12 protein-coding genes are annotated in these 12,983 nt (G+C 42.9%); 6 read left to right on the top strand and 6 right to left on the bottom strand.

Annotated features, from left to right (window positions below; genetic code table 11):
- Nucleotides 1-17 precede the first annotated feature (17 nt).
- The 4 genes from CYK47_RS10990 (at nt 18) to CYK47_RS10975 (ending at nt 3,124) form a co-directional block, all read left to right on the top strand.
- Nucleotides 18-866, top strand: a complete 849-nt coding sequence (locus CYK47_RS10990) for a class II glutamine amidotransferase (protein WP_122901700.1) — start codon at nt 18-20, stop codon at nt 864-866.
- 258 nt (nt 867-1,124) lie between these two features.
- Nucleotides 1,125-1,580 carry a bacteriohemerythrin gene (locus CYK47_RS10985; RefSeq protein WP_122901698.1) on the top strand — a complete coding sequence of 152 codons (456 nt, stop codon included), beginning with the start codon at nt 1,125-1,127 and terminating at the stop codon, nt 1,578-1,580.
- Nucleotides 1,581-1,727: 147 nt separating this feature from the next.
- A complete protein-coding gene (locus tag CYK47_RS10980) occupies nt 1,728-2,807 on the top strand; it encodes a hypothetical protein (protein ID WP_122901696.1) in 1,080 nt (359 codons plus the stop codon).
- On the top strand, nt 2,804-3,124 hold the full coding sequence (locus tag CYK47_RS10975; protein ID WP_122901694.1) for an RnfH family protein: 321 nt from the start codon (nt 2,804-2,806) through the stop codon (nt 3,122-3,124). The genes CYK47_RS10980 and CYK47_RS10975 overlap by 4 nt, the downstream gene beginning before the upstream one ends.
- A gap of 42 nt (nt 3,125-3,166) precedes the next feature.
- On the opposite strand, the gene CYK47_RS10970 is transcribed toward CYK47_RS10975, so the two are convergent.
- Entirely contained in the window at nt 3,167-3,565 is a 399-nt protein-coding gene (locus CYK47_RS10970; RefSeq protein ID WP_122901692.1) for an outer membrane protein assembly factor BamE, read from the bottom strand.
- Between the two features lie 112 nt (nt 3,566-3,677).
- Here CYK47_RS10970 and fur point away from each other — a divergent pair, with 112 nt between their 5' ends.
- Complete coding sequence (gene fur, locus CYK47_RS10965) at nt 3,678-4,115, top strand: ferric iron uptake transcriptional regulator (RefSeq protein ID WP_122901690.1); 438 nt, start codon at nt 3,678-3,680, stop codon at nt 4,113-4,115.
- A 56-nt stretch (nt 4,116-4,171) separates the two neighbouring features.
- Here the strand turns inward: fur and CYK47_RS10960 are convergent, their stop codons facing one another.
- Together CYK47_RS10960 and CYK47_RS10955 are read right to left on the bottom strand one after the other, a co-directional pair.
- A complete protein-coding gene (locus CYK47_RS10960) occupies nt 4,172-5,290 on the bottom strand; it encodes a PilT/PilU family type 4a pilus ATPase (protein WP_122901688.1) in 1,119 nt (372 codons plus the stop codon).
- A 28-nt stretch (nt 5,291-5,318) separates the two neighbouring features.
- The gene (locus tag CYK47_RS10955; protein WP_122901686.1) at nt 5,319-6,356 is read right to left on the bottom strand and encodes a type IV pilus twitching motility protein PilT; all 1,038 of its coding nucleotides are present in this window, start codon (nt 6,354-6,356) and stop codon (nt 5,319-5,321) included.
- A gap of 122 nt (nt 6,357-6,478) precedes the next feature.
- On the opposite strand from CYK47_RS10955, the gene CYK47_RS10950 reads away from it, so the two are divergent.
- Complete coding sequence (locus CYK47_RS10950; RefSeq protein WP_122901684.1) at nt 6,479-7,165, top strand: YggS family pyridoxal phosphate-dependent enzyme; 687 nt, start codon at nt 6,479-6,481, stop codon at nt 7,163-7,165.
- Nucleotides 7,166-7,226: 61 nt separating this feature from the next.
- On the opposite strand, the gene CYK47_RS10945 is transcribed toward CYK47_RS10950, so the two are convergent.
- Genes CYK47_RS10945 through CYK47_RS10935 form a run of 3 tightly spaced genes read right to left on the bottom strand, consistent with a single transcriptional unit; the run spans nt 7,227 to nt 12,857 of the window.
- Nucleotides 7,227-7,979: an SDR family oxidoreductase gene (locus CYK47_RS10945; RefSeq protein WP_122901682.1), complete on the bottom strand. Its 753-nt coding sequence runs from the start codon at nt 7,977-7,979 to the stop codon at nt 7,227-7,229.
- 18 nt (nt 7,980-7,997) lie between these two features.
- Nucleotides 7,998-11,597 (bottom strand): AAA family ATPase, encoded by a 3,600-nt coding sequence (locus tag CYK47_RS10940; RefSeq protein WP_122901680.1) that lies wholly within the window; start codon nt 11,595-11,597, stop codon nt 7,998-8,000.
- 9 nt (nt 11,598-11,606) lie between these two features.
- Entirely contained in the window at nt 11,607-12,857 is a 1,251-nt protein-coding gene (locus CYK47_RS10935) for an exonuclease SbcCD subunit D C-terminal domain-containing protein (protein ID WP_122901679.1), read from the bottom strand.
- Between the last annotated feature and the right edge of the window lie 126 nt (nt 12,858-12,983).

The following is a 12,983-nucleotide window of genomic DNA, read 5'->3' as shown; positions in this document are numbered from 1 at the left end:
ATCAATGAGAAGATATTATGTGCCAATTACTTGGAATGAACTGTGCCACTCCTACGGACATTACCTTCTCATTTCGTGGCTTTTCACAGCGTGCAGGGATTACCTCAGACCATTGTGATGGCTTTGGTATCGCCTTTTTTGAAGATAAAGCCTGCCGTTTATTTGTCGACAATCAATCGGCAGTTGAATCGCCCATCGCAGAGCTGATTCGTAACTACCCAATTAAATCACGTAATGTGATTGCGCATATTCGTAAAGCGACGCAAGGGAAAATTAACCTCGAAAACTCGCATCCGTTTAGTCGTGAGCTTTGGGGTAGACAGTGGATTTTTGCCCATAATGGTGATTTACACGATTTTCAGCCGCGTTTAAGTGGTCGTTTTACCCCTGTAGGCAATACCGATAGCGAATTGGCTTTTTGCTATTTACTCGAGCAATTGGTATTGCGCTTTGGTTATGATGAGCCATCTTTAGAGCAAATTTTTGACTTGTTGGTAGAGATTTCACCAAGTATTGCAGAACATGGCACATTTAATTTTTGTCTTTCCAATGGTCAGGCCTTGTTTGCCTATAACATTACCAAATTGCATTGGTTGGTACGAGAATATCCGTTTAAACCAGCACAGTTAATTGATTTGGATGTCGAAGTTGATTTTAGTCAGGTGACGACGCCTGAAGATCGTGTCGCTGTCATTACCACTGAACCCTTAACACAAAATGAGACGTGGTCTGCATTTAAATCAGGTGAGATGATTTTATTCAAAGATGGTAAACCAATCAAAAACAAAGTCACAGTTATTGAGCGTTTAGAGCGTGAAAAACTAAATCCAAGCCTAAAACGTGTCACACGGGCAGATCAATATTAATAACTGCGATCAAGTTGCTATTTTAAAATAGCAACTTGATTTTATTAAAATAAAAAATATTTTATTTAAAATGAAAATTGGTTAAAAAATATCTTAGTTTTTTACTCAACTTAAAACATTAAATTAATATAATTCAATTATTTAATAAAATATTGTGTGTTTTTTGGATAATCCCTAGTAAACCAGTTTATTTTTATTCTATTTAAATCAATATATGATCAATTTTAACGAATTTGGGGATGCCGAACAGGTAGTCGTATGAAAATGAGATGGATTCCAGAATATAATACCGGTATTGATGTTATTGATGAGCAGCATCGCCGCATTCTCGACTATATTAACGAGATAGATAGTATTGGGGTAAATACTGATCGTGCGCGTATTCGTTCTATTTTAAATAATATTATTGATTATACTCAGTCACATTTTACCTTTGAAGAGTCTCTACAAGAAGAAGCAGGCTATAAGTATCGTGTGCCACATAAACGCGTGCATGATCTATTTATTAAAAAAATTGAAAGCTATCGTGATCGTTATGAACAAGGGCATGCGATTGAAGCGGAGTTGCATGATATTTTGTCAAAATGGTTAATTAACCATATTCAACATGATGATGCCGACTATGTGGGTGCAGTCAAAGAAAATATGATGGGCATTATTAAAGAAAAAGAGAAGAAAAAAGGCAAAAATTGGTTTGCTCGGTTCTTTTCATAACAGTGCAGCACAATAAAAATAAAGCAAAATTATAAGTCTTTCAGCCAAGCAAAGCCTCAATAGATGCTTTGCTTTTTCTTTGTTTGGGTTTTGCTTTTTGAGCATGACAACGGCAAAATAGCGCTAGATTTTTATTAGGAAAGCATCATGCAGGACAACGCGATGTCTCGATGGCTATCACCGCTGATGGCATTTTGTTTATCGTTTATCATTATTGCTACCTTAGCACCAATTCTAGGCATTGGTGCTGAGCGTCAACTGGATTTCTGGTTGTTGTGGTTAGGGACGATGTTGGTTTTAGCATTACCCATTACTTATATGGAAGTGGCACTGGCAAAGCGCAGTAAAACCACAGCTTTAAATGCCTTATCGAGTTTAACTCGTGATGCGGATGCATCCGCACAGTGGCGTTTGGTTGGCTGGCTCGCTGTCGTGTTTATGCCATTTTTAGCTGGAGGTATGTTGTTTAATGCCTCGAATATGCTGACCCAATTGAGTCAAATTGGTCACTTACCTGTATTTGCAGGTTTAGCGTTGGCTGCCTTGGCACTGTCTTTAGCACCACGTCAAATCATTGTGTTACTGACGTTGGTTGGTGTGTTGGCTGCTTTAGCACTGTCGATGGTGATGGGCGAACAACAACCGACATGGCAATTTACCGCACTTGAATTTAGTGAGTGGGGCGCAGCGACTGTATTGGCATTGGTGGCCAGTGGTTTAGGTCTAGGTGTATATTCGCAAGTCAGCTTAAACCAAGTGAAACAAAGCGATGCAGCAACAGCAACCGTATTGCCAGTGTGGATTGCACAATTGTTGGCAGTGGTGGCATTTGGCTTCTTTATTGCCAATAGCCAAATTCCAGCGCTGGCCTTTGTGGTGAGTGTGGTGACAGGTTCAGCCTTGTTACTTAATCTTGCACGTCAGCAGTTGGCTGAGCGTCAAATGGCAGCCGTCATTCAATGGGTGGTCGTGGTGATTGCTGTATTGATTTGGGCATTGCCAATGCTGTCAGGGGTGTTTAACGTTGTATTATTGCTGTGGGGCTTAAGTATTTGCTTAATTTATGCCATTTTTGCAGGTTGGTTAATGAAGATCAGCCATCTGCGTAAAGCGCTGAATTTTAGCAGTGAAGCGTTGTATAACTTATGGCGTATAGCGATGCGTATTGTATTGCCATTATCGATTGTGACAGCCATGATTGCCTTAATTGGAAAAGTGTTGTCATGAGTCATCCGCAGGTTTGGATAGCTTATGCTGCCCCTGATGCACAGTTTCATATAGCTTTAGATTTTGTGCAAGGCATGACGGCAGCAGAGGCTATTTTTAACAGTAAAATTGCCGAGAAAACCGCTTTACCTGAGCCACTTCATTTAGGCATTTTTGGGGTGAAGGTAGACGCGAGTCATGTGCTACAAGCGGGTGATCGTGTGGAGATTTATCGCGCCTTAACCATTAATCCTAAAGATATTCGTCGTAAACGTGCGGCAAAAAATCCAGTCGGAATTTATGGGCGCGGAAATCGCTTTAAACAATCAGAATCATAAAAAAAACCCCTCACTGAGGGGTTTCTTTTTATCCTAAAGCGACTATAGTGGTGGGGCTGTTAAAATCGCCTCTTTAGAGGCAGGTAAACCGGGTTGTGTAGCCGGAATGGTCTCTAGACCTTCAATTTTTTCAACAATACCGTTGCCATTAAAATACACTTTCAGATGCTGACCAGAGGCAGCTGGAATCTTGGCTTTTTTGGCATTGGTACCTGGAATGTAATTGTAAATATAGTCCCAACGTAGTGGGTTCATGGGATCAGTAACGGTTGGGCTGCCCAGTAAAAAACGCACTTGTTGATGACTCATACCGACTTGGATTTTAGCGGCTTGTGCTTGGGTCAATGGTGTTCCTTGTGGAATATCCACTTTATATACGCCCAAAGTTGAACACCCGGCCAGTACGGAAGTGACGAACAACGTCAACATAATTTTTTGCATTTTGCTACACTATCCCAAATTATTTATGATGCATTTGATCTGGTCATAGATCATACTGCATCTTAACTTTATTGCCTATTCCAACTTTGATTTTGTTGAGAGACCTTTTTTCATGCCTATTTCAAACCAAGATTTACGTAAAGCTGGACTGAAAGTTACCCTTCCACGAATTAAAATTTTAGAACTATTAGAAAATTCAAAACAACATCATTTAAGTGCGGAAGATATTTATAAAACTTTACTTGAACAAGGTGAAGACGTGGGTTTAGCAACCGTATATCGTGTGTTAACTCAGTTTGAAGCGGCGGGGATTATTCAGCGTCATCATTTTGAAAATAATCACTCTGTATTTGAAATTATGCAAGATGATCACCATGATCATTTGGTCTGCCAAAACTGCAATAAAGTGGTCGAGTTTCATAACGACCTTATTGAAAATGAACAGCATGAAGTGGCAAAGAAATTTGGTTTCGAACTCACAGGTCACTCACTAAATTTATACGGTTACTGCGATGCCGTAGAATGCCAAGAAGCATTTCGTAAGAAATAATCCAATACATATAAAAAAGGCTTAACTGGTGTTAAGCCTTTTTTTATGGGCAAATTTTAGTGCGCATCAAAGGTGATGTTATTGGCAGCATGCATTAAGCCACCTGTACCTTCCTCTGAGAGTTTGATTTGTAAGCGTAGATCGTTGGCAGAGTCAGCATGTTTGAGAGCCTCTTTATAGCTAATGATTTTAGCTTGATATAACTCAAACAAGGCTTGGTCAAAGGTTTGCATGCCGAGTTCGGTTGAGCGTTTCATTAAATCTTTGATTTTATGTACATGCCCTTCACGAATAAGATCTGCTACCAATGGGGTATTAATCAAGACTTCAATTGCGGCGCGGCGGCGTTGTCCATCCACAGTTGGTATAAGTTGTTGTGCCACAATGGCCTTTAAGTTCAGTGATAAATCCATAAAGACTTGATTTTGACGGTCACCATCAAAGAAATGCACAATACGATCTAAGGCTTGGTTGGCGTTGTTAGCATGCAGTGTGGCAAAGACCAAGTGACCCGTTTCGGCAAAGGCAATGGCATAGTCCATGGTTTCGCGGGAACGAATCTCACCAATGAGGATCACATCTGGTGCTTGACGTAAGGTGTTTTTAAGCGCCACTTCAAAGCTTTCGGTATCAATCCCCACTTCACGCTGGGTAATAATACAGCCTTGATGTTGATGCACAAACTCGATTGGGTCTTCAATGGTAATGATATGACCTTTGGAGTTTTTATTGCGATAGCCAATCAGAGATGCCAGCGACGTCGATTTACCCGTACCTGTTGCTCCCACAAAAATCACAATGCCACGTTTAACCATGGCTAATTCTTTCATGATGGGGGGCAGGTTCAATTCATCAATGGTGGGAATGACGGTTTCAATACGACGCAACACCATGCCTGGTTCATCACGCTGTTGAAATGCGCTGACACGAAAGCGCGCTGTGCGTTCTTGGTTGGTAATGGCAAAGTTACATTCACGCGTGCGGTTAAATTCTTCGCGCTGTTTAGGCGACATGATGGACAGCACCAATTGCTCGATAATTTCCCCAGTGAGCTTGGTTTTCGCTACAGGTACGATCTCACCGTTAATCTTCATCGACGGTTCGATATCGGCAGTAATAAACATATCCGAGGCTTTTTGCTCAATCATCATGTTGAGCAGGTCATTAAATTTCATTATAAAGTCCTCATTATTATTTTTTTAATTATAAAAAGCTTTCAGGTTGTTTGGCTGCAGCGCGTGCTGTTTGATTATTAATAATGCCTTTAGAAACTAAGGTCTTTAAGCTTTGATCGAGCGTTGTCATACCGTAGTTGGCACCGGTTTGAATGGAAGAATACATTTGTGCCACTTTATTTTCACGAATCAAGTTACGAATGGCGGGAATACCAATCATGATTTCATGTGCTGCTACACGACCGCCCCCAACTTTTTTGAGTAGGGTTTGTGAAATTACCGCTTGAAGAGACTCTGATAACATGGCACGTACCATGTCTTTTTCTTCGGCAGGGAAAACGTCAATCACACGGTCAATAGTTTTAGCTGCAGAGGTGGTATGCAGGGTACCAAACACCAAGTGACCAGTTTCGGCTGCGGTTAAAGCCAAGCGAATGGTTTCTAAGTCACGCATCTCACCCACCAAGATAATATCTGGGTCTTCACGTAGCGCAGAACGTAGCGCGTTGTTAAAACCATGCGTATCACGATGTACTTCACGTTGGTTAATCAAGCATTTTTTGGATTGATGCACAAATTCAATTGGATCTTCAACGGTTAAAATATGGTCGTAGCGGTTGTCGTTAATATAGTCGAGCATGGCGGCTAAGGTGGTCGATTTACCCGAACCTGTTGGACCTGTGACTAACACAATACCGCGTGGATATTCACAGATATCTTTAAAGATTTGTCCCATACCTAAGTCTTCCATGGTTAAGACTTTAGATGGAATAGTACGAAATACCGCGCCCGCACCACGGTTTTGGTTAAAGGCGTTGACACGAAAACGTGCCACACCTGGCACTTCAAAAGAAAAGTCGGTTTCTAGATTTTCTTCATAATCACGGCGCTGTTTATCATTCATAATGTCATACACCAATTTGTGTACTTCTTTATGTTCTAAAGCAGGTAAGTTAATACGGCGTACTTCACCATCGACACGAATCATTGGTGGCATACCTGCCGAAAGATGTAAATCTGAAGCCCCATTTTTAGCAGAGAACGCTAAAAGTTCTGTAATATCCATGTAAATCCCCGAGCGAATTAATCTTAATTATTTTGCTAGAATAATAAGGCTTTCTCGAGGCTGAACCAACAGTTGAGTCGCAGGGAATGTGAAAAAACCGCTATCAAATGAGAAATGCTGCTATGAATCCTCTAGACGCGACACGAAATCAAGTTTTACAACAGATTGCAGAAGCTTGCCAACATGCAGGGCGTGATGTGCAAGATGTAAGCTTATTGGCTGTGTCTAAAACCCAGCCGAGCACCGCTTTAGCGGCAATGTATGCAGCAGGGCAACGTGCCTTTGGTGAAAACTATTTGCAAGAAGCACTTGATAAAATTGAAGCCTTAGCAGATTTAGACATTGAGTGGCATTTTATAGGGCATGTACAGCGCAATAAAACCAAACACTTGGCGGACAAATTTGACTGGGTGCATGGGGTAGATCGTCTTATTATCGCAGAGCGTTTGTCCAATCAACGTGAAGCGACACAAGCGCCATTGAATATTTGTCTACAAGTCAATATTGATAGCCAAGACACTAAGGATGGCTGTCAGCCGCATGAAGTTGCGGATTTAGTGGCACAGATCAGTCAACTGCCGCATTTATGTTTGCGCGGTTTAATGGTCATTCCTGCACCCAACAATACGCCAGCTTTTCGTGATGCTAAAGCGTTGTTTGATCAAGTCAAAGCCCAGCATGCACAGCCCCAACACTGGGATACCTTAAGTATGGGCATGTCAGGCGATTTAGAAGCTGCCGTTGCAGCAGGGTCAACCATGCTACGTATAGGCACTGCCTTGTTTGGTGCGCGGGATTATTCCAAATAATCAATTTACACCACGATGCAGCATAGATGAGGGCAGCGCTGCATCGTTTAAAAAGCTGTCTTTAAGCGGTATAGCCACCGTCGGCAATAATTTCTGCACCAGTGACATAAGACGCTTCTGGACTGGCTAAAAAGGCCACCACATTGGCAATCTCATTGGATTGTGCATAACGCCCAAGCGCAATGCCAGGTACAATCATCTGACTCATGTCACTATTGGCAGGATTCATATCGGTATCGGTAGAGCCTGGATGCACAATATTGCTGGTAATACCTCGTGGGCCTAAATCACGGACTAAGCTGCGGTTAAAACCTGCAATAGCGGCTTTACTCATGGTATATAAACAGATACCTGCAAAAGCGGCATAGCGGGTCATGGCAGAGCCAATATGAATGATACGCCCACCTGCTTGCATATGACGCAGTGCTTCTTGAGTCGCTACAAACACACCTGTAACATTGGTTGCCATGCTTTTCTCTAAATCTTCGAGACTCACCTCATCAATTGCACCAAACACGCTAATCCCAGCGTTATTAACTAAAATATCTAAACCCGCAAAGGTCTGTACTGTGGTGGTTACAGCTTGGCGTACTGCTTCGGGTTGAGCGGCATCGGCTTGAATCGCGATGGCTTGACCTCCCATGGCAACAATATTGTCGACCACCTGCTGCGCTTGTAGGGCTGAATGTTGATAGGTGATGGCAACGCGTGCACCATCTTGAGCAAGACGCTGGGCGATTGCTGCGCCAATCGAGCGAGAACCACCAGTGACTAAGGCCGTTTTACCCTGTAGGGGAAGAATTTGCTTTGACATAGTTACATCCATTTGAAATTAGCTGACAATTTTAATTTGGCTTGCACCACCCCCGACAGCTTTGACTTGAATCTGTACGGGAATACGTTCATGCATTTCTTGAACATGCGAGATCAGCACCACTTTACGGCCTTGGCTTTGTAAATGATCTAAAGCATTCATCACCATATGCAGTGATGCAGGATCAAGGCTGCCAAAACCTTCATCAATAAATAACGATTCGAGTTTCATGGAACCTGCTGCCATATTGGCAATCGCCAGCGCTAAAGCCAAAGACACCAAAAAGCTTTCGCCCCCCGAAAGGGATAACACAGGGCGGATTTCACTGTTCATATCTAAGTCAATAATTGCCAGACTTAAACTGTCAGCAATACGATGTAGTTGATAACGTGGTGCCAGTGGTTGTAATTGCTGATTAGCATATTCCACTAAAATATCTAAATGATGTTCTTGGGCAATTTTTTGGAATTTAGTCCCTTCACGATGTCCAATTAACTCGTAAATCCGCCCCCAACGATATTCTTCAGCTTTAATCTGTTCAATTTGGCTGTGATACTGCTGATAGGTACGTTGATTATTGGCATGAATGCGTAATTTGGCATCTAGCTCATTTAAAGTCTCTTGTTGTTGGCTTTTTTGCACGACTAACTGTGCCAATTGCTGCTCAAGTTCAGCCAGTGTATGTTCAGGTTGTTGTTGTAAATGCGCGTGATAACGCTCTTCGAGCACTTGCCATGCTGTTTTGGCATTTTCCAACAGTTGTTGTTGATGATGCAGACTATGGCGAATCTGTTGATGCTGAGCAAGGTCAATCGCAAGCCACGTTTCAATGTGCTCAGGGCTAGCGCTTGGGTGGCTGGCTTGCCACGCGCTAATTGCGCTTTGCACTTGCGCCAGCTCATTTTCAATTTGCTGTAACTGACTAATAAAACTTTGTTGCTTGAGATGTGCCGCATGTAGATTTTGCTCAGCTTGTGTTGTGAGCAGCCGTTGTTGTTCAAGCTGTTGGCGTTGTTGCTGGGCTTGGCTGTCTAAGGCTTGTTGCCATTCCGAGGCTAAACGATAGCATTGTCCCGCATACTGCTCGGTGAGTGCCGCCAATTGTTGCCGCAATTGTTTACCTTGCTCAATCAGCTGCGTAATCTCTAGACCAAGCGCTTGCTCGCGTTGCTCGGCACTTTGATATTGCAGGTTCATTTTTTCAAGCTGCTGCTGTGTTTGATTAAAGGCAGTTGCAAGTTGCTTTTGGCTGTGCAGTTGGGCAATGCGCTGTTTAAGTTGTTGCTGTACATCGTCCAGCCAAGCGATAGGCATCTGCTGCTGATAGCGTTCAGGCAGCATACATACAATCGTTTGAATACCTTGTTCTAGCTGTAAGCGGCGCTGAATATTGAGTTCGAGTTGTTGCTGTTGGTTGAGGGCGCTACGCCACTCTTCGAGTAGCTGGTATTGTTGATCTTCTTGTGAGGTTAAGGCTTGAATGTGCTGTTGCAGATGGTTGATTTGCGCCGTGATAAACGCTTGTACAGCTTGAACCTGTGCTTCTGGGAATTCATAGCCGAGTTGCTGCAAATTGTGCAGTATGTTGTGAAGTTGCTCTGCACGTTGGCTGGCGATGTGTTGTAAGCGCAATTGTTGTTGCTGTACGAGAGTGTGTAATTTAGATTGTTCAATCTGCTGTTGTTGCAGCTGAACATGCAGCTGCTGCAATGCTTGCTGGGCGTGTTGGCGCTGCTGTTCGTGCAGCTGCAATAACCCTTTTTCTAGTGCGCTGTGATCCTCTATAAAAGGATGTTGATGGCTACCACAGACCAGACATGCTTCATTGGGTTTGAGTTGTGCCCGTAGTTGCTGTACATGATTACTGTGTAATTGTCGTTGTTGTTCTAAGATATATTGAAGTTGGCTATAAGCGGTTTCTTGTTCGTAGTGTTCGCTGCTAAGCTTTGTAATGCTGTACTCAAGTTTAACTAACTCAGCTTGTTGCACTTGTATGCTGTGCTGTAGGGTGTCTGCTTCTTGTTCACTGGCCAACAGTTGTTCAAGTTGCTGCTGTTGATGTTGCAATTGCAGCACAGCAGTTTGCTGACCTTGCTTGTGCTTCTGGGTATTGCTCAAGCTTTGGCTTAAGTGTTCAAGGCTTGGATATTGCGCAGTATAGGCTTGTAATTGCTGACTTAAATCCTGTTGTTGCTGTTGTAGCACAGCCAAAGGCTGAGCTAAAATTTGCGCAGCCTGCTGCTCAAGTAAGTGATATTGCTGTGCATAGCGCTGCAGGGCATTGACCACACTTTGCGGCTCTTGATCAAAGCACGCTAAAAATTGGCTCTTGCTCAGTGCTAAGTCGAGCTGTTGTTGCTTGTTTTGCCATGCGTCTAACTCGCTTTGCTGCTGGTTTAAGCTCGTCTGTAAGGGTTCAAGCTGAGACTGGCGTAATTGCTGTTGTTCTGCGCTGAGTTTTTTATATTGATCAGATACCGTTTTGATGTCGTGATCTAGTTGTAGTCCGCGTTCTAGCTGAGGCTTAACAGCAAGGCAGTGTTGTTCAAACTGCTGTTGGCGGTCTAACTGCTGTTGTAGCGCGGCTTGTTGCTGCTCAACTTCGAGTTGCAATGCTGCAAAGGACTGCATAAATTCAGCGTGTTGTTTTAAGGTGGCATGCTGCAAAGGTTGCAAACGTGCCCGTTGTACAAATTGCGCCCGAATAGCTTGAAAATCATCAAGTTGTTGTAATAGTTGTTGTTGCGCGGCAGATTGCTTGAGCGCATCAAGTTGTACGCTATAGACTTCTTTTTTGCCCTGTACTTCGGCATAGAGTTGATCGTGCTCTAGATACCATTTACGTTCATTGTCGAGAATTTTTTCAGATTGGTGCAGGTTTTTAAGCTGTAAATCTAGAGCATGTTGCTGTTGTTTTAACTCCAACAGCTCTTGTTCCGACAACAGGCTTAAATGACCCATCACATTTTCTAGCTCACTACGCTGTTGTTTGATTTGGCTATATTTTTCCGCAGACTTTTTACTTACCTCGCTAAAGATTTGCGAATTGGTAAGATATTCAAGTAAATCAGCACGTTCATGGTCTTTGGCTTTTAAAAACGCCCCGACTTCAGATTGCGCCAATAATACTGCACGGGTAAATTGTTCAAAACTTAAACCTATGAGTTTTTCAATTAAAGGCGTGGCCTCGGAAACCTTATGATTCAGCAGGCGTTGATCATCTAAACAGGTAATCGCACGGTTATATTTTAAGTTACCATCGGCTTTTTTATGCGCGCGCCATACTTCCCAACGTGCTTGATAGCGTTGGCCATCTAAGGCAATAAATTCCAGTTCAGCAAAACCTGAGGTGCAACCGCGACGTAAAATCTGTTTGGGGTCTTTAATGGATAAATCATTGCCCGCAATATCTTTGATGCTACCCGCAGCGCCAGTTAAACGTGGAATACGATCATATAAGGCCAAACACATGGCATCGAGTAGCGTCGATTTACCTGCGCCAGTTTTACCTGTAATGGCAATTAAGCCCGCATGTGCCAACGGGGCGTGTTCAAAATGAATATGCTGCGGCTCTGCAATCGATGCCAAATTGCTTAAACTTAAACGTAAAATTTTCATGGCAAAGATTTATCCTTGTTTTTCATCAAGATCATGCTGCGCTTCAGCCAAAAGTTGCTGAAAATCACGTTGTACTTCGGCATCTAATTGATAGCCCATGTTTTGCCAAATGCGATGAAATAAGTCCTCTGGTGTGGGCGGGGCTAAATCAATCCTGCTTTGAGGTGTATCATGGCTGGCAGTGGCTTGATAAATCCGACTGATTCTTAATAAGCGATAGCGATCTTTGGGCAATGCCATTTCAATTTGCTGGCGTAAATCCACAGGCGGCGGGGCGTCGCTTGTATATTCAATTTCTAGAAAATGCCGTGCATTGAGATTGTCAATTTTGCCTTGCGGTAGGGCTTTGACTGCATCGATCAGCGTGCTTAAATCTTGTCGAATCCGAATTAAATCCACAGTACGTGGCACTGGCATAGCTTCAATACATAAGCGTTGTTTGGCTGGTGCACTGATATCGAGTTGAATATCGAGCACTTGATGCGGGTAATGGCGTTCGCTAAACGACAGTGGAATTGGTGAGCCACTATAACGAATATGCTCCTCGGTCACTTTTTGCGGCTTGTGCAAATGTCCAAGGGCAACATAATCAATCACATCGTCAAAAAGTGCCGTTGATAGTGCTTCTTCATTGCCAATCACAATCGGGCGCTCGGAATCTGAAGTTTGAGCGCCTTGCATATGGGCGTGTGACATTAAAATTAAAGCTTGATGTGGCTGTTTTCGTGCTTTGGCTTCGGCAATTAATTGTTGATGTAAATAGGAAATGGCACTTTGGCTGTTGCTGGTGTGTTCATTTAACCCCGTGATTTCGGCACTACGTAAATAAGGTAGTGTTAAACACCAAGCAATAATTTGTCCTTGTGCATCATGAATCGGCACCAATAAGCGTCCTAAATCAAACTCATGCTGTGCATTACGCCGAATCACACCCACGGCTTTGGCATTAAATTTGGCTAAAAATGGCTCGACTTGCTCAATCCGATAACCTGAATCATGATTACCTGCAATCATCAGGGTTTGCATGTGCGGCGCGATAGCATGGGCATCGGTTAAAAATTGATAGAGTTGCTTTTGAGCACTTGAAGCGGGATTGACTACATCAAAAATATCACCAGCAATCAGTAGAGCATGCGGTTGTTTAGCTTTAATTTGTTGTAATAGCCAAGCCAAAAAATGCTGATGTTCATAATCACGATCATGATTATGAAAGAATTGCCCTAAATGCCAGTCCGAAGTATGAAAAAATCGCACGCTCATGTTGTTGCCCCAAAAAATGCCGCTGTCTACTATAAGGAAAAGCGCGCTTAAAATGCTAGAGCCAGAAAATAAAAGACCGACGATTCGAGTGATAGGAAATCGTCGGTCAAAAAATATTTTGTGCTG

Origin of the sequence: Acinetobacter sp. B51(2017), assembly GCF_003711395.1 — a bacterium.
GTDB lineage: Bacteria > Pseudomonadota > Gammaproteobacteria > Pseudomonadales > Moraxellaceae > Acinetobacter.
This window is presented reverse-complemented; position numbering and strand designations above follow the sequence as displayed.

Excerpts from the sequence above, each read along its gene's own strand:
- CYK47_RS10980 (WP_122901696.1), top strand. The coding sequence starts at position 1,728 with ATGCAGGACAACGCGATGTCTCGATGGCTATCACCGCTGATGGCATTT.
- fur (WP_122901690.1), top strand. The coding sequence starts at position 3,678 with ATGCCTATTTCAAACCAAGATTTACGTAAAGCTGGACTGAAAGTTACC.
- CYK47_RS10935 (WP_122901679.1), bottom strand. The coding sequence starts at position 12,857 with ATGAGCGTGCGATTTTTTCATACTTCGGACTGGCATTTAGGGCAATTC.
- CYK47_RS10990 (WP_122901700.1), top strand. The coding sequence starts at position 18 with ATGTGCCAATTACTTGGAATGAACTGTGCCACTCCTACGGACATTACC.
- CYK47_RS10950 (WP_122901684.1), top strand. The coding sequence starts at position 6,479 with ATGAATCCTCTAGACGCGACACGAAATCAAGTTTTACAACAGATTGCA.
- CYK47_RS10955 (WP_122901686.1), bottom strand. The coding sequence starts at position 6,356 with ATGGATATTACAGAACTTTTAGCGTTCTCTGCTAAAAATGGGGCTTCA.
- CYK47_RS10960 (WP_122901688.1), bottom strand. The coding sequence starts at position 5,290 with ATGAAATTTAATGACCTGCTCAACATGATGATTGAGCAAAAAGCCTCG.
- CYK47_RS10945 (WP_122901682.1), bottom strand. The coding sequence starts at position 7,979 with ATGTCAAAGCAAATTCTTCCCCTACAGGGTAAAACGGCCTTAGTCACT.
- CYK47_RS10975 (WP_122901694.1), top strand. The coding sequence starts at position 2,804 with ATGAGTCATCCGCAGGTTTGGATAGCTTATGCTGCCCCTGATGCACAG.
- CYK47_RS10985 (WP_122901698.1), top strand. The coding sequence starts at position 1,125 with ATGAAAATGAGATGGATTCCAGAATATAATACCGGTATTGATGTTATT.
- CYK47_RS10970 (WP_122901692.1), bottom strand. The coding sequence starts at position 3,565 with ATGCAAAAAATTATGTTGACGTTGTTCGTCACTTCCGTACTGGCCGGG.
- CYK47_RS10940 (WP_122901680.1), bottom strand. The coding sequence starts at position 11,597 with ATGAAAATTTTACGTTTAAGTTTAAGCAATTTGGCATCGATTGCAGAG.